Origin of the sequence: Paenibacillus xanthanilyticus, from assembly GCF_042682185.1 — a bacterium.
GTDB classification, from domain to species: domain Bacteria; phylum Bacillota; class Bacilli; order Paenibacillales; family Paenibacillaceae; genus Paenibacillus_Z; species Paenibacillus_Z xanthanilyticus.
Genome location: NZ_JBHUHA010000002.1, coordinates 3,370,146 through 3,392,052, shown reverse-complemented (window position 1 = coordinate 3,392,052; position 21,907 = coordinate 3,370,146). Strand labels below are relative to the sequence as shown.

The following is a 21,907-nucleotide window of genomic DNA, read 5'->3' as shown; positions in this document are numbered from 1 at the left end:
GAAGCGAAGAGCTTGACCCTCGCGCAAAGGAAAGGAGCGTGCATGCCTCGATGAGCGGATTGGCGAAGATGCGGACGGCGGGCGACGGACAGGCGGAATCAACCGGCCTGGCGCGCGGCGCCGAGGTTCAAGTCGACCCTAACCTGCAGAGCCTGGAGCGGCTGGAAGCCGGCGGCCCGATGAAGGTGACCGATTGGAGCGTCCTCCCTGCCCAGACGCGTCTCCTCGTGCTGCTGCTGGCAGTGGCGGCGCTGGGAGCCGTCGGCTTCGCGGCTTACGCCGCGATCGCGGTCCATTGATGACGTCCGCCGCGGCAGACGGCGAGAAAGCCCCGTCCGGTATCGGACGGGGCTTTCATATTGTGGAATCGATGCTACGGCTGCCGCTGCTTGACCAGCTGCTCCTGCGCGAGCCGAATCATCTCGCGGACCATGGTACCGCCGATTTGGCCGCCGATGTGACCGGCCGCCTCCGTGGTCAGATTGCCGTTGTCGCCTTCGCGCGTCAGCGGCACGCCAAGCGATTTGGCCACCTCGTATTTGACGTCGTCCGGCCGGCTGGGATCGACCGCGTAGCCTTGGCGACGCATCACTTCCGCCTTGAACGCCGCCAACCCCTGCTCGGAGCCGGGCACGACGTGTTTTCTCCGGTTTCTTCGCGCCATCTTCGCTGCACCTGCCTTATCTGAAAGGATGTGCCGTTATCGTGCCCGGGATGGCGCGCTTCTATGCTACAAATAGCGGAAGGTCAACGTTACGACGCCTCCGCTGCCGAAGGCGCATTCGAAGGAGTGCACCGCTCCGGTCCGGAATACGGCGGCTTTGAGCGGCTCGATGTCTTTGGCCGACGTATAGATCCGCTTCATCGTCAGCATCGGCTCGCGATTGGCGATGGCTTCCTCCACCTTCGCTTCGAATTGAAGCGGATCCGCCGCCAGGAGCTGGTTAACCCGATAATAATTGTACAGCGTCCCCATCGCGGCGGGCAGCCCGGTATCCAGCCACTCGTGATCCTGCCGCAATTCTTCGTCCGTGACGTTGAAATACCCGTAATAAACGCGTCCCTGCTTGTCGGGTACCGGATCGTCCCACGTGACGTCCACATTGTAGTAATCGCCCTCGAGCCGGATTTTATTCCAGGCATGCGGCTCGCCGCCGACCGTCCCGGTCACGATGTGCGCTTCGAGCCCGGCCATGTTCAGCAATAAATTGGCCGCGTTCGCGTACCCCTGGCACACCGCAATGCCCTTCACCAGCGCGCCGTAAGCGCTGTAGGAGTCGTCGGGTACCGTCCCTTGCCTGTAATTCGCTTCGTCGTATGCGGTATGCAGGACGAGGTAATCATGGATGGCCAGCTCTTTCTCGTAGTCGCTCATGCCCGGTTCCACGATATGCCGCAGCGCCGATTGGGCGGCACGGTAAGTCTCGGCCATTCGCTCATCCGTCACGACCGGCGCATAGCCCCGTCGCACCGCCTCGAGCAGTTCCTCCTCGCTGGACGCGCGGATGGCGCCGTACTGCTCGCGGATGCGGTTCACGAGCACGGCCGCCTGCTCGACCGTCGCTTCGCCTTTGGGCATGAAGTACACCCCATTCGACCGGATGCTGCCCTGCATGAGTCCGCTTGCCGCCATCGCCCCTACGGCCTTCTTGGACCAGCCGGCGATGCGGTCCGCGTCCGCGAACGTTTCGACCGGTTCGACCTTCATTTGGTCCCGAATGCCGGCCTTGCCGATCGCATTGTAGAGCATGAGCGCCATCTGCTCGCGCGTGACCGGCGACTTCGGGTCGAATCGCCCGCTGCTGGCGCCGTTCACGAAGCCCAGCTTATACCCAAGCGCCGCGTAGAAGTTGCGCGTATCCTGGAACGGATTCGCGACCGGATCATCCAGATGCTGATCAGTCAACGCTTCAAAAAGAAGCACCGCGAGTTCCGCAAATTGCTCTCTAGTGATCGTGCTGCCATAACGGCCGCTCGCCCATGACGGCATCAAGTTGTACGCGCTCGCTTCCCGTATATCATCGGCCGCCCATTGGCTGGGCTCTCGTCCCGCTGCCGCTGCTTGCGGTTGTCCCGCTCCCCATGGCCCGAACGCCGCGCCGCCCGCAATGGCGAGCAGCAGTCCTACTAGCATCGTTGTCGTTCGCATGCGTCCCATATTCCCGTTTCCCAACTCCCGTGTTCAATCCGCGCGGAAGCGCGTTCCGGTTTCCCTTCCGCCTCCGCGCGCCTTAAATTAAACGCCTCCAGCAGCAAGAAGTTTCGCGCCGAACAGGAACTTTTTTACAGGCGAAACAAAACGGCCATTGCCGTCTTCTTCGAAGGCGCAGCCGGAATACACACGTTGACCAGCTTACTTCTTGCCTCCCGCTTCTGGATCGCTACGGATAAGGCTTCCTCAACCGCCTCACCCGATTCGCGACTTGCACAAAAATAAGGCGATCCTTAGGCCTCCATAGGATGAGCGCAAGAATCGCCTATTTGCCCGGAAGCGCGCGGCAGCGGTAGCGTCATTATGACGTTTGTCTATCAGACCGCGCTTACGGACGCCGCATCTCGGGGAGCATAGTTAACTTCTTGATAAAAACGCTCCACGCAGCTTGCGATGTAATGCGCATCCGCCTCGCTAAGATGGATCCCCATCGGCAAGCTCAAGAGCTCGGTCACGTAATTTCTCGATTTGTACGCAGCATATAACAGCTCATTATCGGGAAGGAATGATTCCTGACTAATAGCGGTTGGATAATGAATGCCGCATTCCACGCCTGACTTCAAAAGGAATTGTATCAATTCATCCCTGTATTCGCATCGTATCGCATATTGATGGTAGACATGGCGATTCCCCGGGTCAGCCGTTGGAATTACGATAGATTGCACACCCGCGAAGTTTCGCGCGTAAGCTGCAGCGATCGCATTGCGCCCTTCAATCCAAGTTTCCAAATAATCTAATTTGGTTGCGAGTACGGCCGCTTGGATTGAATCCAACTTGGAATTACGGCCGGTTCGGCGATATTCGTATTTGGATATCCGTCCATGGTCTCGGATCAACCTGATTCTGTCCGCTAAGGTCTCGTCATTCGTCGTAATGGCCCCCGCATCGCCGAAAGCCCCCAAATTTTTGCTCGGATAGAAGCTGAAGCATCCCAAGTCTCCGATCGAGCCGGCCATGCGGCCCTTGTACAATGCACCGTGGGCTTGGGCGCTATCTTCAATGACCGCTAGGTTATAGGTCCTCGCTAATGCCATGATCGCGTCCATATGAGCCGGATTGCCGTACAAGTGAACGGGAATGATCGCTTTGGTGTCCTTGGTGATCAATCGTTCGAGTCCATCCGGGTTCATCGTCAAATCAAGGCCTACATCCGCAATCACCGGTCTCAGACCGGCGTTGACGACGGCATTCGCGGTTGCGATAAACGTGCAGTCCGGAATGATCACTTCCGCATTCTTCGGCAATTCAAGCGCCGCCAAGGCAATCTCTAGCGCATCCGTCCCATTGCCGACCCCAAAGCAATACTTCACCCCTAGATAGCGGGCGAACTTCTCTTCGAAAGCGAGAACGTCGCTTCCGTTAACAAAGGCGTTATCACGAATGATCGCCGTAATTTTTTCGATGACCTCGACGTTCACCTGCTGATTGACGGCTGCGATGTCCGATAATTTAATCATGATCGCGTCCCGCCCCAATTTGGATAAGTTCGACTCGGCTAGTGCGGCATTGCGCATTCTTCAGCACTCTTCTGCCGTCATAGATGAGCGGCTGGCGCATGCGTTCTTTCAATTGTGCCAGATCAGGCTCGTAGAACTCTTCCCATTCCGTTAGAATCAGCAAGGCATCCGCATGGAGGACGGCTTCGTACTTGTCGGCCGCCATTTCAACCGACGTCCCCTCCAGCAGCATCTGAGCTTTGCGCCGCGCGGCCGGATCATAGGCGCTTATGGACGCCCCCAGCGCGCTTAATGCATGAATCACATCGAGGCTTGGCGCTTCCCGCATATCATCCGTACCGGGTTTGAACGCCAATCCCCAGACGGCAAATCGGTATCCGGCCAGATCATTTCCGAACCGCCGAATGATGTGCGCGACCAAACGCTGTTTTTGCCTGTCGTTCACGGACTGAACCGCCCTCATGATCGGCACGTCGAGACCGTAGGTATTGGCCGTTTTGATCAGCGCCTCGATATCTTTGGGGAAACAACTGCCGCCATACCCGATTCCGGCATTCAAAAATCCGTTTCCGATGTTGGGATCCAGCCCGACGACATTCCGAACGGAAGCAATATCCGCGCCTACAGCCTCGCAAAGATTCGCCAATTCGTTAATTATCGATACTCGCGAGGCCAGCAAATAGTTAGAGGCGTATTTGGCCATCTCCGCCTCCACCGGGCTCATGATTTGAATGACCGGATTGTGCAAACATGACGCATACAAGCGCGCCAATCGGTCTGCCGCACGGTTATCCCTCGCTCCGATGACAACCGAGTGGGGATGAAGAAAATCCTGCACGGCGCAGCCTTGGCGCAAAAATTCAGGGTTCATCGCAATGTCGAAATCGACTTGTCTGCCATGTCGGGCGGCCGCATCCCGAATGACGCGTTCCAATCGCGCCGTCGTGCCGGCCGGAACCGTAGATTTGACCACGACGAGCGTGTCCTGTTCAATGGCAGCCCCCAATTCTTCGCACACGTGAAGCAGGCTGGACAGATCGGCGATTCCATGTTTAACGGAGGGGGTCGGCAAACAGAGGAAAATCATTTGCGCGGATTGGAGGACATCGGACAACTTGGGATGAAACGAGAGTCTTCCATCACGAATGCCTTGTTGGATCAACTCCTGAAGACCATCTTCGTAAATATCAATCGTATCCGTCTCTAACTGCTTCAGCTTGTTCTCGTTATTCTCGACACAATACACCCTGCAGCCCAAGCTAGCGAAGGACGCAGCGGCAACCAAACCAACATATCCTGCTCCGACAACGACAATATCCACGTATTTTTCTCCTTATGTTGTAGTCATATTTAGTGCCATAGCCCCTTTGGCGTGGCACCTACACTTTCATCTTGATACAATTTGTATACTCCAGAAAGTGGAAAAGGTTGCGGGACCTATGCACTATTCTAGCTTTCCATATACTTGAAGTTGCGTTTTCATGCCGTTTCCTGTAGAATATTGATTTGTAGTGCAAGTAACCCCTTATTATTTCCTCGATCAGGATTATTGGATTTATCTCACAATTCCTCACATCCGAACACCATTCCTTTTTATTCAAACGGCTGCAAGAAGGAACACGGATTCACACTGGCGCGGTCTTCGGAACCGCAAGGACGATTGAGAGGTTAGGGCTTTCGTTGTTTTCGTGCAAGACAAGACATTACGGAAAACATGAGCGGTTACGCTACTATATATGGCGCAGGCAAGCGCGTAAATCGAGGCGAAACGGCTAGCGCAGTCTTTTGCGGCGAGGCGCGTTTCGTTCCGGAGTCATAGAGGCTCAAGTTTAAGTGTGCACCTTATACTGGCCTATATGAGCAAAAAAAGACCCCCGTTTCTTCGCGAAACGGGGGTCGTCTAATTTTCATGGCATTCGTCTTCTACGCGCCCCGATGGACGCGCGCCGCGCCGCCTTTATTCCCCAGGGCAGCCGCTGCCGCGGATGCCCCAAGCCCCAGCCCGAACAAGAAGCAGAGTCCCGCCGCGACGGACATCGCCGACCACTCCATGATCGGATGGCCGAGCATCGTTTGCCCGCCCATCAGCAGCAAGCCGATGGCATACGATAGGCCTGCGGCATGCACGACGCTGCGGCGAGTGCGGGCCGGCCAAGGCGCGCGCAGCGTTAGCCATGCGAGGATCGGCAGCGCCTGCAGCGCATGGAAGCCGAGGCCGTGCAGCCAAATAATGTTGCCTTCCGCCCCGACGTGGCGGCCGAGATTAAGCGAAATCCAGATGCCCGCGCCGAACGAGATCATGACCGCCATCATCGTATATCGAAGCGCCAGGGTAAGCTCAGGATGACGTTCATAGGTCCGGCGCCGGAAGAAATACGTGGCGAATACCGCGTAGAAAAGCACCAGCAGCATGGCGACCAGACCGAACAAATTGCCGGCCATGACGTCGAAGTCGTTCGTGCTTTGCGTAAACCGGGGGTTGAAGCCCCGCGCGTTCTGCACCGTCTCCGCCGCGTACGAATACAGCGTGAGCACGATATACGACCACCGAAAGAACGCGCGCGCCCTCGCCCCCATGCCCGCCAGCGGCAGGACCGCCGCCGTGGAGATAATGAACATGCCAAGCGCCGCATTGAACGAGAACGCGTTCATCATATTGCCTTCCGCCCCGACTTCCGCTCCGTTCACCAGCGTCCAAATCCCGCAAAATACCGCCAGCGCGAAGCCCAGCAGTCCCATCCCGACCAGCCATCGCTCCCCTGCGAAAAACGTCGGATTCGCCGCGCCTTTTGCCGTCATTGCCGTTCGATTGCCGACCATCCTCAGCCAACCACCCTTCATCGATTCGATACTCCCATTCTAGTGGAAGGATATGGATAGGCACGACGGGCGGCAGACGGAGCGGGAGCTGGACTTAAGGGACGCCTCTCGGGTCCGCCCCAGGAAGGAGCGTAGAGGAACGGAAGACGGAGCGGAGGAGCGGATGCCGCGATAGACAAGAAGCAAGGAGCGCAGTTTGGAAGACAGCTGTCTAGGGAAGGCGGAAGCCATTCTTGGCCGCAGACAAAAAAGCCCGCTCCGGCGCGTGACCGAAGAAGGCTAAGGGCTGAGGGGAACCGAGCAATGCGCCAATGTCTCTGGAACGGGGCTTGCGATGACGTTCAAACACGCTTCGTTCGAATGCGGCGATACGCGCAGCGTCCGTTTACAGCGGGTAGTGCACCGGCACGAAATACGTGACATAACCGCGGTAGCCGCTTTGCGCGGCGTAATCCTCGGACCGCCAGCAGGACGGATGCCACGGCGTGAATGCGCACCAAGGCGGCCTCTGCGTTCCGCCGCCGCCAGGGAACGGCGGGAATGGAGGCTGCGGCTGCGGTGGCTGCGGCTGCGGCTGCTGCGGAAGCGTCGGTCCCAAGTATTGAATGCCCACCAGATCCTGATTGCTTACCTGCGTGAATTGGAAGCTGCCGTCGGGATTGACGATATTAATCGAAACGGTGCCGCTGCCAAGGTCAGCGCCCGGCGCCGGCGGCGTGAAGGCTATGAGCTGCCATGTCACGAGGCCGAATCCCGGGATGCTGGAGCGGAAGAAATGGCCTACGCGCCCGTTCAAAATTTGTTGATTAATGACTTGCGGGTTAATGAACTGCGGCATGATCGACAAGCGGATCGTTCCCTTCATCATAAAATTCACTCCATACAGGTGTACGCCCATTGGCTTGTATGGGTGAATCGTCTCCGCTCCCGCCCAGAACTTTCGCGCAGGCCCGCGCCTAGCGGTGATCGGCGCAAGCTGGACTGTGCCGCCTTGCACTAGACGAGCATGTGACCTGCCCCTCATCCAGCCCGGTTTACTCGTCCACCCGCCCCGCCTCGCGGTAGGCGTCGATGAACGCCTGCGCCGCCTTGGACAGCATGCCGTTTTGCAGGCCGATCAGCCCGCACAGCGCGGGCGAAGGATTGCCCTCCAGCTCGAATGTGCGGATCGGAACGCCGCGGTGGAGCTTCACCACCGTCTCGGGTACGATCGTCGCGCCGAAGCCCGTCGAGACGAGCTGCATGAGCGTCGTCATGTCCGAGCACTCGCAGACGATGTTCGGCGACAGTCCGCGCTTGACGAATTCGTCGCGGATCATCTGGTTAATGCCAAGCCCCTCCGTGCTGGGGACGATCAACGGATACCGCTCGATCCGACCGAACGAGATCGAGCCGCCTGGCTCTGCGATATCGGGGCCGCCGACGAAATAATAGGGCTCCGACTTGACGTAGTGCAGCGCGAATCCGCTTAGCTCGAGGGGCAGCCGCACGATCGCCAGATCCAGCGCCCGCTCCCGGACCAAGTGGCACAGCTGGGACGAGTCGTTCTGCTTGATGCTGAACGTGAATTGCGGGTAGCTCTGCTGGAAGAGGCGCAGAATGCGGGGAAGACGCTCGTCCGACAGCGTGTTCACGCCGATCGACAGCCGTCCGGTCCAGCCTTGGCGGATCGCCTGGATTTCTTCCTCCGCTTCCTGCAGGGACGCGATAATCCGGACCGCATGCCGATACAACGCGCGGCCCTCGTCGGTCAGCTGCATCCCCCTGCCTTCCCGCTCGAACAGCGCCGCGCCGAGCTCCTGCTCCATCGCCTTGAGCTGCTGCGACAGCGGCGGCTGCGCCATGTGCAGCCGCTTGGCCGCGGCCGTAATCTGCCCTTCCTCCACGATCGCCACGAAATACCGCAGCTGCTTGATGTCCATGCATGGCCCCCCTCTCGTACGAATCCATATGAAAAAGATATGGTAAACAGATGATTTTCATACTTTATATATCTTACATCCCATGTTACCATGTTGGCTGACATCAAGGAGAACTTATTTAGGGGGAATCGCCATGAATAGCGGGCGAATAACGCCGAAAGTCGCGTTAGCCGGCATCCAATGGATGTTCTTCATCCTCGCCAATACCATCGTCGTGCCGATTACGCTCGGCCAGCTGTTCGAGCTTTCGCCTGGGCAAATCGCTTTTACGCTGCAAATATCGTGTATCTTGACCGGCGCCGTCTGTATCTTACAGGCGCTCGCTGGCCACCGTTTCGCGATCATGGACGGTCCGTCGGGCGTCTGGTGGGGCATCACGCTCAGCCTCGTCGCCGCCGCTTCCGCGAGCGGCACGCCGGTCGCCGAGATCGGCGGCGGCCTCGCGGCCGGCTTCATGCTGGCCGGCCTGCTCATGGCCGTGCTCGGCGGTCTCGGCTTCAGCCGGCAGCTAACGAAGTGGTTTACGCCGGTCGTCATGAGCATTTCGCTGTTCCTGCTCGCCGTGCAGCTCATCATGCACTTCTTCGAGGGCATGCTCGACATTCAACCGAACGGCCACATGAACGTTCCGGTTGCCGCGTTGTCCGTCGGCATCGCGGTGCTCGTCGGCCTTCTGACCGTCAAAGGCCGCGGCCCGCTCGCCAATTTCTCGATGCTGATCGGCATGACGGCCGGCTGGATCGCGTTCGAGCTGCTGTTCCCTTCCGCCGGCGGCAAGGCGGCCGTCCATGAAGCGAGCGCGACGCCGCTGTTCCCGTGGGGAGCGCCGCGCCTGGATGCCGGCATTCTGATCGCCGCGTTCATCGTTGGCCTGATCAATATGTCCAACACCGTCACGGCGCTCCATACAGCCGGCAACCTCTACGGCCAAGCGCCGACGGACGGACAGCACCGGCGCTCCTTCCTCATCACGGGGCTGTCGTCGATGATCGCTCCGCTGTTCGGTCAGCTGCCCTTCGGCACGTTCGTCTCCTCGCTCGGGCTGCTGGAGAGCACGCGCATCCTGCACCGGCAGGCGCTGGCGATCGGCGGCGCGCTGTTCCTGGTGCTCGGCCTCGTGCCGCAGCTGGGCCAGTGGTTCGCCGCTCTGCCGATCAGCGTCGGCAGCGCCGTCTTGTTCGTCGCCTATCTGCAAATGTTCGGCACCGCGTTCCGCGCCATCCAAAGCCAGGGCGTCGACGCCCGCGGCTTCTACCGGATCGCCGTTCCGCTCTTGCTCGGCATCAGCATCATGAACACGCCGGCCGCCGTCTTCGCCGAGCTGCCGCTCTTCCTCCGCCCGCTTGTCGGCAACGGGCTCGTCGTCGGCATCCTTGCCTCGATCGTGCTGGAGTTTCTCGCCAGGCGGGCCGCGCAAGCGGAGCTGAAGCTGCCAGGCGTTCGGACAGAGCCGCTGAAGATGGACGGATAACAGCCAGCCTTATCCGCAAATTCAAAAAGGGGGTGTCCCAAAAGTCATCAAAAGATGACCTTGGGATACCCCCGTTTTTTAAAAACAATGTCTGGGTTACCGCACCCACTGCGCGGTCACATGTTCTTCCGATCGCTGTTGTTCCCGGATTCCCTGAATGTAATGGGCGAAGGTAGGAATCCGCTCACAAAGGCGAACGCTGACGCTTCTCCAGAATCATGCGACCTGCTCCGTTTTGGCTAACCATTCATTAAAGTTTCAAAACAAAAGAAGCCTGTCCTTGTTAGAATGGAAGTACCACCAACCATCTAACCAAAGGAGAGGCTTCTTTTGTACAAAGAATATACCATGGACCAACTGTCCTTGCCAATGGACTTGCAAGAAGATATCCCTCAAAACCATCTCGTTCGCATCGTCAATGATGCGGTCGACCGCTTAAATATGAACCTCTTCACCAAGGCCTATCCCGGCGGCGGTCGGGACAGCTACCACCCCAAAATGCTGACGAAGATCATCATCTACGCTTACACGCAGCGGATTTACTCCTCACGCCAAATTGCCAAAGCCGTTCGGGAGAACATCATGTTCATGTGGCTGGCTGCGCGGCAGCGCCCAGACTTCCGCACCATTAATCGCTTTCGTTCCGAGCGCATGAAAGACGTATTGGAATCCATTTTCACCGCCGTTCTTCAGTTTCTCATCGAAGCGAAGTACGTCAAACTCGAGCATTACTTCGTAGACGGGACCAAGATTGAAGCCAATGCGAACCGCACGGTCATTAAACACAAAATGAAACTGCAGGAGAAAGTACAGACCTTGTTCGCGACCATCGAAGAAGCGGAGAAGCAGGAAGATCAAGTCCTCCGCGGTCTGGATCTAAGTGAGCTTGGTGAAGCAGCAGACATGACGAGCGAAAAGCTGGAACATGCGGTGCAGCAGCTCGAACAACGACTCGAAGCGAAACCAAAGGACAAGCCGCTCAAGAAAACAGTTCGCATCCTTCGTAAAGACCTGCTGCCGCGACTCCAAAAGTACGAATCCCAGCAAACCATCTTGGGGAGCCGCAACAGTTTCAGCAAAACAGATCCAGACGCCACCTTCATGCGCATGAAAGAAGACCATATGCGAAATGGTCAGCTCAAACCCGGCTACAATGTACAGATCGGAACCGAGAACCAATTTATCCTAGGGTACAGCGTTCACCAGCGTCCAACGGACACCAGATGCCTGAAGCCGCATCTGGAGAAAGTGAAACACGCATTAGGTGTACTACCTGGCACGATCATCGCGGACGCCGGCTATGGCGGAGAAGAGAACTACGCGTACCTGGAGCAAGAAAACGTGGAAGCCATTGTGAAGTACGCAACGTACCATCGCGAGAACACCAAGGCTTGGCAGCAAGACGTGAGCAAACTAGATAACTGGACGTACACCGCTGAAGAGGACAGCTGGGTATGTGTGGCGGGACAAACGCTTACCTTCCGCAGAGAAAGCAAAGAACGTACGGAAAGCGGCTATGAACTTCGTCACCGTCATTACCGTAGTGCCAGCTGCGAAGGATGTCCGCTAAAAGTAAACTGCACAAAGGCAGCTGGTGACCGCGAGATTAAAGTGAGCCTGGATTATCTTCGCTACAAGCAACAGGCACGTGAGCGCTTCAAGAGCGAAGAAGGCTACGCACTCTCGGTTCGACGAATGCATGAACCCGAGAGCGTATTTGGACAGATGAAGAACAACCGGGGATTCCGAAGATTCCTGCTTCGGGGCTTGCCAAAAGTGAGCCTGGAGGTCGGGTGGCTTTCGCTCGCCCATAATTTGCTGAAGAAAGCCGCAATGGACCGAAAATGGCAAATGGCGTCACAGGGATAAGACCCTGTAACGCCATTTTTTGTGCAATTGGAGGCCATTCGCGAGTTAGGAGTCACTTACTTCAACCCTTTTGAGACGGCCTCTTTTCATGTTCCTAATGATTCACCCAGCTAATTCTTCGCGTCCTTAACCGTTCGCGAGCTTCGCCGCCAGCCGCTCCACCATGTAGTGGCTGCCCAGCGCCTTGTCCGCGCGGATCGCGCAGCGGGACGGATCGGCGATCGAGTCCAGCGTATGCTGGACGACGCCCTCGAAGCCGCGGCGCTTCAGATGCGAGTCCCAGCCGCCGAAAGCCAGCGTCCGGCTGCCTTCCGCCGCGCCGAACAGCACCGCGCGCTCCAGGTCTTCGACGACCGCCGACCGGCCGCCGCCGTGCAGCTCGACCCGCTCGGCGTCCGCGCCGGCCGCGCGGTCCATCGAGAACGCGCCGGCGCAGCCCCGGCTGTCCGCGCCTTGCAGCATGCCGAAGACGGAGCGCAAATACCCCTCCCCATCGACCGCGAGCGAGGCAGCGGCCAGCTCCGGATCGGCGCCCTCGCCGTCGCCGCACAGCCACATCGCCAGGTCAATGCCGTGAATCGCATCGTCGTAGAGCGTCTCCTTCGCGGAGCGCTTCTGCGGCTTCGTCCGGTTCTTCTGCACGATGACCGTCCCCGCGCCGCCCGCTTCCGCGAGCCAGCTCCGCGCTTCGGCGACCATCGGCGCGAAGCGGCGGTTGAAGCCGACGGCCAGCAGCAAGCCCTGCCGTCTCGCCTCGGCCGCCATCTCCTCGGACTGCCCAATATCGCACGACAGCGGCTTGTCCACGTAGACGTGAATCCCTTCGGCCAGGCAGCGCATGACGATATCGTAATGCGTCTCGGTCGCGCTGTGGACGAAGACCAGCTCCGGGCGTCTCTCCAGCAGCGCCTCCAGCCGGTCATAACGGCCTTCGATCCGGTACGGATCGGCCGCGGCGTGCACCGAAGCCAGCGTCCGGCTCATCAGACCGACGACCTCCGCCTGCGGATGAACGCCCAGAATCGGCAAATACGCTTTGCGCGCGATATCCCCGATCCCGACGATGCCTACTTTAATCCGGTTCTCTACCATTTCTATCGCTCCCTCTCCCTAACTATCGCCAGCATAACACGATCCCGTCCGCCCGACAAAAAAGAAACCTCCGCGCCCGGGAGGGACGACGGAGGTTTACTCGACTTCCATGCTTTTCGGCTGCCTGGCGACCAACCCCTGCAGCACGGGCATCCGATTCTCCAGCCAGTGGACGCCCATCAGCACGAACGTCAGCCCGGCGAGCGAGCAGCCCACGAGCAGCGGCACATGCCAGGCCGCCACCGCGCCGGAGAAGAACGGGATAAAGGATACGGCGAGCACCGGCGGCGCATTGAGTTTCATGAGATGCTTGAGTTGAATGACGATCAGCGTATTCAAGAACAGGGCGGCAATGCCCGGCACGAAGTTGAAAATAACCGTCCCGATCAGCGTGGCCATAAACGCGCCGAGCGCGATTCTCGCGATTCCCCGGTAATCGGTGCGGGACATAAACAGGAAGCAAAAGGCCCCAAGGGTCGGATAAAACAGCATCCGCAGCGAAGGAATGTGATGGGAAACCCAATAAATTAGCGCGACGTAACCGCAGATCGCCCAGACGCGAAAATTGAATTGAAACATGTACGTTCAACACCCCACTTTAACATGTGGTGTCAGGTTAAACCCGACATTTGACAATTCTACTCCCCGTAGTCCGATGCGTCAACCGCTATTTATGCGAGTTTGTCCGCTCCATATTCAAACGCCATCTCCTAATTCCTTCCTTTCAAAATATCCTTGCCGCAAGCTTCGTCGACCACGGAGCAGCCTGCCGGCACTCGACAAACACGCGACCTTCCCTTCGGATGGCTGCAGACTACAACTGGGCACGGCCGTCGCTTATCGCGCGACTCCTCGCTCGGCTGGAAAGCTCGCTCCCGCCGGCCGTCGTGCCGCCGGAAGATGTACCGTAAACGCGCTGCCGCTCCCCGGCACGCTGGACGCTTCGATGCGCCCCTGATGCAGCAGGATGATTTGCTTCGCGATGGAGAGCCCCAGCCCGCTGCCCTCGACATTGCGGCTGCGCGCCTGGTCCGCCTTATAGAAGCGCTCGAAGATTCGCTCGAGATCCGCCGGATCAATGCCGATGCCCGTATCGGCGACGGTAATCGAGATCTCGTCCGCCACGCTGGTTCCGGTCACCGCGATCCGGCCTTTGGCGGGCGTATATTTGATCGCGTTGCCGAGCAGGTTCACCCAGAGCTGCTCCAGCAGGGCGTGATTCCCCGCCGCGGCAAGCGCCGGGAGATCGCAGGCGACCTCGATTTCCTTGGCGGACCACAGCGGCTCGAGCAGCAGCATGCTCCGGCGCACCTGCTCATCCACCCGCACCGGCTGGGGATCGAACGGACAATGTCCCGCATCCAGCGTCGCCAGCATGAGCAGATGGCCGCTCAGTTTCGACAGCCGTCCGCTCTCTTCATGAATCGCGCGCAGCGCGCGGTCCCGATCCGCCTCCGGTATCCCCGGAGAGCGGAGCATGGAAGCGAAGCCTCTGATCGACGTCAACGGCGACTGCAGCTCGTGCGAGACGTTGGCGACGAACTGCTGCCGCATCCGATCCTGCCGCTCCAGCTGACCGGCCATATGATTGAACGCCCGGGACAGGTCGCCCAGCTCGTCTTTGCTCCTCGTATCCGGCAGACGGATGCGCAAATCTCCTTCCGACATCCGCGTCGCGGCGGCGGTCATGCTTCGGATCGGCCCGACGAGACGACCCGAGACGAACAGGAATAGACCGCTGCCGGCCGCAAGCACGACGCCTAGAATGACCAATACGCTGTAATCCCCTTCGATCGGGCGCGGAAACATGACCAGCACGGTCCCGGCCCCGCCCCCGCTTAACCGGGTGCCGACGGCGAGTTCGCAGCCGCAGGCCGGATCCGCCTCGAGCGTCGGTTCTCTTCCGTCCAATATGGCGGCGATATCGCCCGTGCTCACGACGGCCTCCTCCATCCCAACCGCTTCCCCGTATTCGCGGTACGCGCCGTCGGCTTCATAGAGACGCAGCGCTGCGCCCCGCGTACGGGCGATCCCCTCCCAGAAGACATCCTCGTCCGCCGGCTGAACCCGCTCGTACAGCTGAACGGCCGCATGCAAGGCAGCCTTCGCTTCCCGCTCGTACCGCCTCGTCTCGGGACCCGAGAAGGCGAGGTTGTAGACGAGGAACGCCGCGACCACGCTGACCGTGACGACGCCGATGTACGTCAAGACGACGCGCGCCCGGAGCGTCCGGATCATAGGCGGCTCACCAGCTTATAGCCCAGCCCGTGAACCGTCATAATCGCGAACCCGCACTCGAGCGGCGCAAGCCGCTCCCGCAGCCGCCCGATATGCACGTCCACGGTCCGTTCCCCGCCCTCGTAATCGTAGCCCCAGCATTGCTCGACCAGCTGCTGCCGCGTGAAGGTCCGGTCCGGGGAGCCGGCCAGACAGAAGAGCAGCTCGAATTCCTTCGGCGGCACATGCACGCCGGCGCCGTTCACCAAGACCGAATATTGGAGCCGGTCGATGATCGTCCGGCCCAGCTCGATGGTTTGCGACGCGTTGATCCGATACCGCTTCAGCAGCGCCCGGATGCGCACGACGAGCTCCGCCGGCTCGAACGGCTTCACCAAATAATCGTCGGCCCCTTGGCGAAACCCTTTGACGATATCCTCCGTCGATCCAAGCGCCGTCAGCATGAGCACCGGGATGTCCCCGTAACGTTTGATTTCGTCGCATAGCGCATACCCGTTCATCCGCGGCATCATTAGATCGACGACCGCCAGATCAATCCTCGCCCGGTCCATCGTCTCCAATGCGGCTAGTCCGTCCTCCGCGGGATATACCGTAAACCCTTCCCGGTCTAAGGACATCCGGATCAAATCGCGGATATTCACGTCGTCATCCACGGCCAAAATGCTCGGCACAAGCGCTCCCCCCTACGTATACGGCTAGTTTTCGTTTTCCACCATTATAGCAAGCTGATCTTTGACTCGCTTCCTTTTTCTGGATAACGAGATAATAAACCTCATCCCATGATAGAGACACCACAGCGTCAAGCCGACGGCCAGCAGCACGCTTCCGACCGCGATATCGTACGGATAGCCGTAAAAGAATACGCCGGAGGGCCGAATGACAGCGAACGCGTACCAGATGAAGGCGGCCGGCAGCCCCGAGAGTATCGCGAAGAGCCAAGATCGCCCCGAGCGACGCGCCCGCAGACCGGCGCTCCGCAGCCTTTGGATGAAGAACAAGAGGAGCACGGCACCTGCCCCCGCGAGCGCCAGCGCTACCCAACCCATCAGATAGCCGAACGTGCCGCGAGCAGCGATCGGCTCGGCTTTCTCCCCGAGCAGGATACGGGCCATGCCCATCGCAATCGGCTCCTGAATCTCCGGATGAAATTCACCGATGAGCAAGAGCACGCCGAGCTCCCGTTCGGGCAAGAGCAAGAGGAACGCAGCCGTTCCGATACCGTCTCCCCCTTTATAGACGACCGGCGTGCCATGCAGCATCTTCGTCTCGTAGCCCCCGTCCGTGTAGCGCGACCCGCCGCCGGATGCGATCATCCCTCTGAACGCGTCCTCGATCGCGCGCGACGATGGCTGCAGCGGAGCCGACTTGGCGTAACCCAGCTGCCAAGCCGCGAATTTGGCCAAGTCTTCCAGTGTCGTATATAAGCCGCCATCGGGATCCGCGCTTGCGCCGAACGCCTCATACGAACGCGTTAGCTCCGTCTTGCGGGTGAACAGCCAGAAGTATTCCCGGGCCAGCTCCAGGTCCGGCGCGTCTTGCGGCGGCTTCCCATAGAAGGATCGCGACATGCCAAGCGGCCGGAAGAGATTCTCCGTCATGTAATCCGCGTAATCCATGCCCGTCACCTGCTCGATGACCAGCCCTAGCACGTTGAAACAGCCGTTGCAATAAGCAGCCGCCGTGCCGGGTTCGCTGCGCATGTCCGCTTTGCGAAGCGATCGGATATAATCCTCCAGGCGGTGACGCGCAGCCGGCGTATCGAACAGCAGACCATCCGTCGCCCAGGAGTCGACGCCGCCCGCCGCGTGGAGGAGCAGGTGACGCAGCGTGATCTGGGCGGACAGCGCCTCGTCCTTGAAGCGAAACCACGGGAGGTAGCGCCGGACCGGATCGTCGAGCCGCAGCAGTCCCCGTCCCTCCAACTGCAGGATGGCGGCTGCCGTGACCACTTTGGTGACGGAAGCCGCGTTGTATACGGTACGGGCGTCCGGCGTCTTGAACGCGCGCAAGTCGATCGTCCCCATCCCTTTGGCCAACACCAACTGGTCTTTGTGCACGACCCCGTAGACGCCGCCGACGACGCCGGCCCGCTCCAGCTGCGCTTCGGCATAGTCTGCGGCCGCCTTCAACCGCTCGGGGAAATCTACGGCCGCTCCCGCCTCATCCTCGGCGGCCCTCGCGACCTGCGGCAGCAGCAGGGCGAGCAGCAGCAGGAAGCCGAATGCCCGTCGTCGGCGCTGCAGACGGTTACTCATCCGACTTCGCCCCTTCGCCCGGCGTCGCCGCTTTGATTGTATAATCCAAATCCTTCGGCGCGGATGGCGACAGCAGCCCATTCGCCCGGCCCAGCAGGTGCTGATCGAAGAACGCCAGCACGATTCGGTCGATCTTCTGGTAGAACGCCTTCCCGCTGACGCTCCCGATCAGCGGCGAATACAGATAGCCGTCCGAGAAATCGTAGTGATTGGCCCCGTGCATCGCAACCGTGTAGCCGCCGTTCCGCACCGCGAGCTCATGCCGCTCCGCCTGCTCGCCGGCAAACCGCTCGTATTCCGCCAGCGTCGGAATCGCGAACGTCCGCTTGTCGCCCCAGACGCTGCGGTCCAGCTTGCCGCTCTCGAACGCCGCCGTATCGTCCGTGATCATGTACAAATAGGGCTGCTTCAAGCCGTCGGTCAGCTTCCTGCCGTACAGGAACCCATCCATGCCAAGACCGGCCTTGATTCGGCTATCGGCCGCCATCGCCTGCGCGGTCACGGCGCCGCCGAAGGAATGACCGAGCATGCCGAGCCGGGCCACATCCAACTTGCCGGCCAGCGCGCCGCCCGAAGCGCCGCCCGCCAGCTCTTCCAGCTTATCCAGGACGAACCGGACGTCCGGGACGAGGATATCGTCGATCAAGTCCTCGGATCGCTGCCAGTCGTCCGAGGCGCCCGGATCGAACATGCCGCGCGCGACCCGCCCGTCCGGGAACCGGGTCGAGAAATAGCTGAAATACGGGTGCTGAATCGCGGCGACGATGTACCCCCGGCTCGCGAGCTCTTCGAGAATAGACGCGTACATGAAGCTCGACCCGCCGAAGCCGGGCGAGAACACCAGGACCGGATACGTCGCGGACGCCTGCGAGATCGGCGCCGCCTCGTATGCGTTGGCCTTGGCCGTCCGGTTGGATGCCGCGATCACCTTGTACAAGAAGGGCGCCGCGCCGGAGCGGTCCGTCTCTTCGCCGCCGAAGCCGTAATTCGCCCGCTTCGCGCCGCTTACGCGCTCCGCCGGGTACCACAGCCGCACCAGCACCTCCCGACGGTCGCCCGCGCTGGCCGTATACGTCTCCTCCCTAGCCTCATCCACCCAATGATGCAGCACCGTACCCACTGCATAAGGGCCGGTCGGCTCCTCAACCTGGACGTCCGGGAATGCGTAGCCGCCGATGACGAGCGCGCCGCCGGCGTACACGAGCGCCAGCCCCCCCGAAGCGCTCCTCGCCCATCGGTTCGACGGGCGATACGTCCCTTTCCGAAGACGGTAGACGGCGATCCCGCTCAACAGGCACAGCAGTATCACTAGCGCATATAAAGGCACCCACTTCCACTCCACCCCTTCCGCCAGCAGCTGCGCGGCACCCGCCCCCACCATAGCCAAGCTCGTTAACATCGCAAGACGCATTCCCCAACTCCCGCCTGCTTGCCGGAAGCGGACGAGGATCGCAGCCAACACGGACGCCGCCAGCGCATATTCATAGCCGGACATCGCTCATTCCTCCATTCGGATTTGAATGGAGCTACCGTAACAAAAAGTTGTGAACGAGTTATAAACAACCGCCGTCGTTCGTGACCAAAATAGACGCCGATTCCCACACGCGCGCGATTCCCGCGGCATACGATTATCTAGCATCTCGCAATCTAGCAACGGCAGATTCTATCGAAAAGGAAGTGATGCGATGAACGACCGGTTCGCCCCGTATTCCCCCGTTATGAAGAAGAGCTCCGAGCAGCTGCATCGCTTTATCCGCAAGCTGCGCTATACACGTCGGGAGAAGCTGCGCTTTCTCCTCGTGTACGACGTCGAACGCCATGGCCCCAAAGCCCCGCCTAACGCAGATGGATGCCGTGCCTCCTCGGCATCCGCTTGGTCCGCCTCCCATTCCCATTCCTACTCCTCCGGCTCCTCCTCGGATCAAGGGGCGATCCTGCTCCAGCCGCCGGCTGCGCGCTTGTCCAAATCCGTGACGCAGATCAAGCTGGCGTCGAGCCGCCGCCGCTCCGTTCATTTACTCGGTCGGAACGCGCAGGGCTACGCCGTGTTTATGGGCATCAACCAGGGCGGCGTCAAGGATCGCGACATCCGGCGCGTCAACGCTCAGTTCATCGACGTGGATTTGAACAAAATCGTGGAGTCGTTCCCGACGAGAGCCGAGCTCGACCGCCGCGTCCGCGCCTTGAAAGCCAACCCGGCCGAGCAGCTCCGGATGCTTGCGGTCAGCCGTGATGCGAGCGGGCGGTTCGTGTTGAAGGCCCAGCGAACCGATGCCCGAGTAGCCCAACTGAAGGCGCGATTCCTCAAGAAATACGGGGGATTGCTGCGGCAGGCCATGATCGTGGAAACCAAGAACGGCTATCACGCGTATTGGCCCATCCGCGGCGGGGCGATCGCCAAGTTCGTGCCGATCCAGAACGCCTTGACCAAGAAATTCGGCTCCGATCCCCACATCACCAATCTGTCCCGCGTCATGCGCGTGCCGGGCTTCTACCATATGAAAAACCCGGACCAGCCGTTCCTCGTCCGCGTGGTTAGCTGGGGGCGGAAGAAGCCGTTCACCCAGGAAGAGCTGGTGAAAAGCCTCGGTCTTAAGCTGTAAAGCGGAATCCTCGCGCGAGCGGGTATGCACAGGACGCGACAAGAAGGAGACGCCCCCTGCCGGACGGCTCCTTCCCTATCGACCGCCATGGTGGCCGCCGTCCCGTATAGCCTGGAATGTTTGAACAAGCCCCCAGCCGTGTAAAGAAACGTACAGCCTTTACATCGAAAGGAGCGATTGACATGAGCAATCATGACAACGGGCTTGGCGATAAAGTGAAAGGTAAGGTATCGCAGGTCAAAGGCGAGCTCAAGGATCAATGGGGCAACGCCACCGATAACGCGTCTTTGCAGGCCGAGGGCAAGCTGGACAAGCTGAAGGGCAAGGGCCAAGAGGCGATCGGCGAAGCGAAAGAGAAGCTAACGAAATAGCGAAACGCCGCGCGATCGCCAGCGGTCGCTATCCGGCGGGACTCGTTCTACCCCATAACAGACATGCCCTGTTTTGAGTCAGTTGGCTCATGCCGGGCGGGAAGTCGCCGTAACCCGCATCCACCGCGGTTACGGCGGCTTTTTTTATTTTCAGGAACGGCGATCCCTCCTCACCCGTATGGACAAATACGGAAATGTAAAGTTTGAGGAGGTCTGTTATGATCTTGGCGCGGTTTTGGATGTTATTCGGCGCAATTCTTGGTGTCCTTAACGGGTACGAGTTCTTGTCGGCATGGATCGGGGAATCGGAGATGCGATACGGTAAGCTGTTTCTCTCTCTCGGCGGCGTGCTGCTGGTCGTCATTCATTGGCTGGAGCTCAAGCAATTGAAGAAGAAGCCGCGGCAGGACCGGAATTGACCGAGCAGGACAACCCTTTCCATTCCTTTCCTGAACGTGGAAAGGCGCCAAACATCCCCTAATCGGGACATTGGGCGCCTATTTGATTTCGAGCCGCTGCCGCCTATTCTTCCGTACGGTGACCGCCGTCTTGCTTCGCATCCTCGCTATTATCGCGAATCGTCTTCTGGAGCACGAACGAGGACATCGTCAGGAACAGCGCCGTCACGGCATAGTAGCCTTTGACCGGCAGGTCCTGCTTCAGCGTGTAGATCCCGATGAACATCGCCAGCATCGCGCAGCCGAACGCCGCCCACGCCATGAACGTGAAGGCCGCCGTGTTGCGCTTCTTGCCTTCCTCCGCGTCCTCCATGTTGTCGCGCACGACCTTCTGCAGCACGAATGCGGACATCGTCAGGAACAGAGCGGTTACGGCATAGTAGCCTTTGACGCTGAGCGCCTCGTCAAGGGTGTAGATGCCGACGAACATGCCGGCGAAGGCACAGGCGAAGGCGACGTAAGCCATAAAGGTAAATGCGGAAGTGTTGCGTTTGCGTGTCGTGTTCATTGTATTTCCTCCATTTAATGGGTTGTGGTTGTGCTTCATATCCACATTATAGGAGGAAGGTCGCAGGTCTCACAGTACCAACTTCATCTAGTACCAGGTCTTAGCCCCAGCCTTCAATCAATCGTCTACCGCCCCCATTATCCGGCGATGCGCCGCACCTTGCCTTCGCCTTCCGCCAGCTGCTTCCGGCCTGCGAGAAGCTGGCGGACCGAATACGTCCCATCCCCGCTCAGCGTGAAGAACAGCGATACCGCGATCAGCAGCAGGTCGAATTCGTACCCGCCCATGAACGGCTTTTTGTACCCCAAGGTGATCATGACGACGGTCATGATGACGACGAATGCCGCCCCGATCAAGCGCGAGCCGATGCCGACCGCCAGCAGAATGCCGCCGACGAGCTCCACGATCGCCACGACGTACGCCATCACTTCCGGTAGCGGGATGCCCAGACTGGCGAAGAAACCTCCCGTGCCATCGATCCCGTTCTGGAACTTGCTCAGGCCATGCGCGAAGAACGTAATCCCGAGCAGCACCCGCATCACCAGCACTCCAACGTCTGTTTGCGCCTTGTTCATCAACATCCATCTCCCTCCAAAGTCGCGGACGAAGCCGCTTATATGGTTCATCAACA

The 21,907-nt window shown here is 59.6% G+C and carries 21 protein-coding genes and 1 pseudogene; 6 read left to right on the top strand and 16 right to left on the bottom strand.

The window, feature by feature from the left end; translation table 11 throughout:
• Window positions 1-50: 50 nt before the first annotated feature.
• Window positions 51-299: a hypothetical protein gene (locus tag ACFSKT_RS32455; protein WP_377717340.1), complete on the top strand. Its 249-nt coding sequence runs from the start codon at window positions 51-53 to the stop codon at window positions 297-299.
• 74 nt (window positions 300-373) lie between these two features.
• Here the strand turns inward: ACFSKT_RS32455 and ACFSKT_RS32450 are convergent, their stop codons facing one another.
• The 7 genes from ACFSKT_RS32450 to ACFSKT_RS32420 all read right to left on the bottom strand — a co-directional run bounded on the left by ACFSKT_RS32450 (window position 374) and on the right by ACFSKT_RS32420 (window position 8,411).
• Window positions 374-664 (bottom strand): alpha/beta-type small acid-soluble spore protein, encoded by a 291-nt coding sequence (locus ACFSKT_RS32450; protein WP_377717342.1) that lies wholly within the window; start codon window positions 662-664, stop codon window positions 374-376.
• 66 nt (window positions 665-730) lie between these two features.
• A complete protein-coding gene (locus ACFSKT_RS32445) occupies window positions 731-2,149 on the bottom strand; it encodes a transglutaminase domain-containing protein (protein WP_377717344.1) in 1,419 nt (472 codons plus the stop codon).
• Between the two features lie 380 nt (window positions 2,150-2,529).
• Entirely contained in the window at window positions 2,530-3,630 is a 1,101-nt protein-coding gene (locus tag ACFSKT_RS32440) for a DegT/DnrJ/EryC1/StrS family aminotransferase (protein ID WP_377717345.1), read from the bottom strand.
• 31 nt (window positions 3,631-3,661) lie between these two features.
• Window positions 3,662-4,990 (bottom strand): UDP-glucose dehydrogenase family protein, encoded by a 1,329-nt coding sequence (locus tag ACFSKT_RS32435; protein WP_377717346.1) that lies wholly within the window; start codon window positions 4,988-4,990, stop codon window positions 3,662-3,664.
• 602 nt (window positions 4,991-5,592) lie between these two features.
• Window positions 5,593-6,510, bottom strand: a complete 918-nt coding sequence (locus tag ACFSKT_RS32430; protein ID WP_377717348.1) for a hypothetical protein — start codon at window positions 6,508-6,510, stop codon at window positions 5,593-5,595.
• A gap of 364 nt (window positions 6,511-6,874) precedes the next feature.
• Window positions 6,875-7,357, bottom strand: coding sequence for a hypothetical protein (locus ACFSKT_RS32425; RefSeq protein ID WP_377717350.1), 483 nt, complete (start codon window positions 7,355-7,357; stop codon window positions 6,875-6,877).
• 166 nt (window positions 7,358-7,523) lie between these two features.
• A complete protein-coding gene (locus tag ACFSKT_RS32420; RefSeq protein ID WP_377717351.1) occupies window positions 7,524-8,411 on the bottom strand; it encodes a LysR family transcriptional regulator in 888 nt (295 codons plus the stop codon).
• A 133-nt stretch (window positions 8,412-8,544) separates the two neighbouring features.
• Between ACFSKT_RS32420 and ACFSKT_RS32415 the strand changes: the two genes are divergently transcribed.
• The gene (locus ACFSKT_RS32415; protein ID WP_377717352.1) at window positions 8,545-9,882 is read left to right on the top strand and encodes a uracil/xanthine transporter; all 1,338 of its coding nucleotides are present in this window, start codon (window positions 8,545-8,547) and stop codon (window positions 9,880-9,882) included.
• A gap of 330 nt (window positions 9,883-10,212) precedes the next feature.
• Window positions 10,213-11,751, top strand: coding sequence for an IS1182 family transposase (locus tag ACFSKT_RS32410; RefSeq protein ID WP_377776384.1), 1,539 nt, complete (start codon window positions 10,213-10,215; stop codon window positions 11,749-11,751).
• A gap of 126 nt (window positions 11,752-11,877) precedes the next feature.
• Here the strand turns inward: ACFSKT_RS32410 and ACFSKT_RS32405 are convergent, their stop codons facing one another.
• From ACFSKT_RS32405 to ACFSKT_RS32380, 6 genes are all read right to left on the bottom strand, one after another.
• Window positions 11,878-12,843, bottom strand: a complete 966-nt coding sequence (locus ACFSKT_RS32405) for a Gfo/Idh/MocA family protein (protein ID WP_377718782.1) — start codon at window positions 12,841-12,843, stop codon at window positions 11,878-11,880.
• 96 nt (window positions 12,844-12,939) lie between these two features.
• Window positions 12,940-13,422, bottom strand: coding sequence for a hypothetical protein (locus ACFSKT_RS32400; protein ID WP_377718783.1), 483 nt, complete (start codon window positions 13,420-13,422; stop codon window positions 12,940-12,942).
• 258 nt (window positions 13,423-13,680) lie between these two features.
• Window positions 13,681-15,081: a sensor histidine kinase gene (locus ACFSKT_RS32395; RefSeq protein ID WP_377718784.1), complete on the bottom strand. Its 1,401-nt coding sequence runs from the start codon at window positions 15,079-15,081 to the stop codon at window positions 13,681-13,683.
• Window positions 15,078-15,752 carry a response regulator transcription factor gene (locus ACFSKT_RS32390; RefSeq protein WP_377718785.1) on the bottom strand — a complete coding sequence of 225 codons (675 nt, stop codon included), beginning with the start codon at window positions 15,750-15,752 and terminating at the stop codon, window positions 15,078-15,080. Before ACFSKT_RS32390 ends, ACFSKT_RS32395 begins: the two co-directional genes overlap by 4 nt.
• Window positions 15,753-15,776: 24 nt before the next feature.
• The gene (locus ACFSKT_RS32385) at window positions 15,777-17,336 is read right to left on the bottom strand and encodes a serine hydrolase domain-containing protein (protein WP_377718786.1); all 1,560 of its coding nucleotides are present in this window, start codon (window positions 17,334-17,336) and stop codon (window positions 15,777-15,779) included.
• Window positions 17,329-18,831, bottom strand: coding sequence for an alpha/beta hydrolase family protein (locus tag ACFSKT_RS32380; RefSeq protein WP_377718787.1), 1,503 nt, complete (start codon window positions 18,829-18,831; stop codon window positions 17,329-17,331). The genes ACFSKT_RS32385 and ACFSKT_RS32380 overlap by 8 nt, the downstream gene beginning before the upstream one ends.
• A gap of 190 nt (window positions 18,832-19,021) precedes the next feature.
• Between ACFSKT_RS32380 and ACFSKT_RS32375 the strand changes: the two genes are divergently transcribed.
• The 3 genes from ACFSKT_RS32375 (at window position 19,022) to ACFSKT_RS32365 (ending at window position 20,729) form a co-directional block, all read left to right on the top strand.
• A complete protein-coding gene (locus ACFSKT_RS32375) occupies window positions 19,022-19,939 on the top strand; it encodes a DNA-primase RepB domain-containing protein (protein WP_377718788.1) in 918 nt (305 codons plus the stop codon).
• 182 nt (window positions 19,940-20,121) lie between these two features.
• The gene (locus tag ACFSKT_RS32370) at window positions 20,122-20,310 is read left to right on the top strand and encodes a CsbD family protein (protein WP_377718789.1); all 189 of its coding nucleotides are present in this window, start codon (window positions 20,122-20,124) and stop codon (window positions 20,308-20,310) included.
• A gap of 218 nt (window positions 20,311-20,528) precedes the next feature.
• Window positions 20,529-20,729, top strand: coding sequence for a hypothetical protein (locus tag ACFSKT_RS32365; RefSeq protein ID WP_377718790.1), 201 nt, complete (start codon window positions 20,529-20,531; stop codon window positions 20,727-20,729).
• A 103-nt stretch (window positions 20,730-20,832) separates the two neighbouring features.
• On the opposite strand, the gene ACFSKT_RS32360 is transcribed toward ACFSKT_RS32365, so the two are convergent.
• From ACFSKT_RS32360 to ACFSKT_RS32350, 3 genes and pseudogenes are all read right to left on the bottom strand, one after another.
• Window positions 20,833-21,081 (bottom strand): YiaA/YiaB family inner membrane protein, encoded by a 249-nt coding sequence (locus tag ACFSKT_RS32360; RefSeq protein ID WP_377718861.1) that lies wholly within the window; start codon window positions 21,079-21,081, stop codon window positions 20,833-20,835.
• Window positions 21,055-21,276 (bottom strand): annotated as a pseudogene (locus ACFSKT_RS32355) (YiaA/YiaB family inner membrane protein); the annotation flags it as partial. The pseudogene ACFSKT_RS32355 and the gene ACFSKT_RS32360, both read right to left, overlap by 27 nt.
• A gap of 137 nt (window positions 21,277-21,413) precedes the next feature.
• Window positions 21,414-21,857, bottom strand: a complete 444-nt coding sequence (locus ACFSKT_RS32350; protein WP_377718791.1) for a DoxX family protein — start codon at window positions 21,855-21,857, stop codon at window positions 21,414-21,416.
• Between the last annotated feature and the right edge of the window lie 50 nt (window positions 21,858-21,907).

Excerpts from the sequence above, each read along its gene's own strand:
- ACFSKT_RS32395 (WP_377718784.1), bottom strand. The coding sequence starts at position 15,081 with ATGATCCGGACGCTCCGGGCGCGCGTCGTCTTGACGTACATCGGCGTC.
- ACFSKT_RS32455 (WP_377717340.1), top strand. The coding sequence starts at position 51 with ATGAGCGGATTGGCGAAGATGCGGACGGCGGGCGACGGACAGGCGGAA.
- ACFSKT_RS32430 (WP_377717348.1), bottom strand. The coding sequence starts at position 6,510 with ATGAAGGGTGGTTGGCTGAGGATGGTCGGCAATCGAACGGCAATGACG.
- ACFSKT_RS32370 (WP_377718789.1), top strand. The coding sequence starts at position 20,122 with ATGAGCAATCATGACAACGGGCTTGGCGATAAAGTGAAAGGTAAGGTA.
- ACFSKT_RS32415 (WP_377717352.1), top strand. The coding sequence starts at position 8,545 with ATGAATAGCGGGCGAATAACGCCGAAAGTCGCGTTAGCCGGCATCCAA.
- ACFSKT_RS32350 (WP_377718791.1), bottom strand. The coding sequence starts at position 21,857 with ATGTTGATGAACAAGGCGCAAACAGACGTTGGAGTGCTGGTGATGCGG.
- ACFSKT_RS32360 (WP_377718861.1), bottom strand. The coding sequence starts at position 21,081 with ATGGAGGACGCGGAGGAAGGCAAGAAGCGCAACACGGCGGCCTTCACG.
- ACFSKT_RS32450 (WP_377717342.1), bottom strand. The coding sequence starts at position 664 with ATGGCGCGAAGAAACCGGAGAAAACACGTCGTGCCCGGCTCCGAGCAG.
- ACFSKT_RS32405 (WP_377718782.1), bottom strand. The coding sequence starts at position 12,843 with ATGGTAGAGAACCGGATTAAAGTAGGCATCGTCGGGATCGGGGATATC.
- ACFSKT_RS32380 (WP_377718787.1), bottom strand. The coding sequence starts at position 18,831 with ATGTCCGGCTATGAATATGCGCTGGCGGCGTCCGTGTTGGCTGCGATC.
- ACFSKT_RS32375 (WP_377718788.1), top strand. The coding sequence starts at position 19,022 with ATGAACGACCGGTTCGCCCCGTATTCCCCCGTTATGAAGAAGAGCTCC.
- ACFSKT_RS32445 (WP_377717344.1), bottom strand. The coding sequence starts at position 2,149 with ATGCGAACGACAACGATGCTAGTAGGACTGCTGCTCGCCATTGCGGGC.
- ACFSKT_RS32385 (WP_377718786.1), bottom strand. The coding sequence starts at position 17,336 with ATGAGTAACCGTCTGCAGCGCCGACGACGGGCATTCGGCTTCCTGCTG.
- ACFSKT_RS32425 (WP_377717350.1), bottom strand. The coding sequence starts at position 7,357 with ATGATGAAGGGAACGATCCGCTTGTCGATCATGCCGCAGTTCATTAAC.
- ACFSKT_RS32400 (WP_377718783.1), bottom strand. The coding sequence starts at position 13,422 with ATGTTTCAATTCAATTTTCGCGTCTGGGCGATCTGCGGTTACGTCGCG.
- ACFSKT_RS32365 (WP_377718790.1), top strand. The coding sequence starts at position 20,529 with ATGATCTTGGCGCGGTTTTGGATGTTATTCGGCGCAATTCTTGGTGTC.
- ACFSKT_RS32420 (WP_377717351.1), bottom strand. The coding sequence starts at position 8,411 with ATGGACATCAAGCAGCTGCGGTATTTCGTGGCGATCGTGGAGGAAGGG.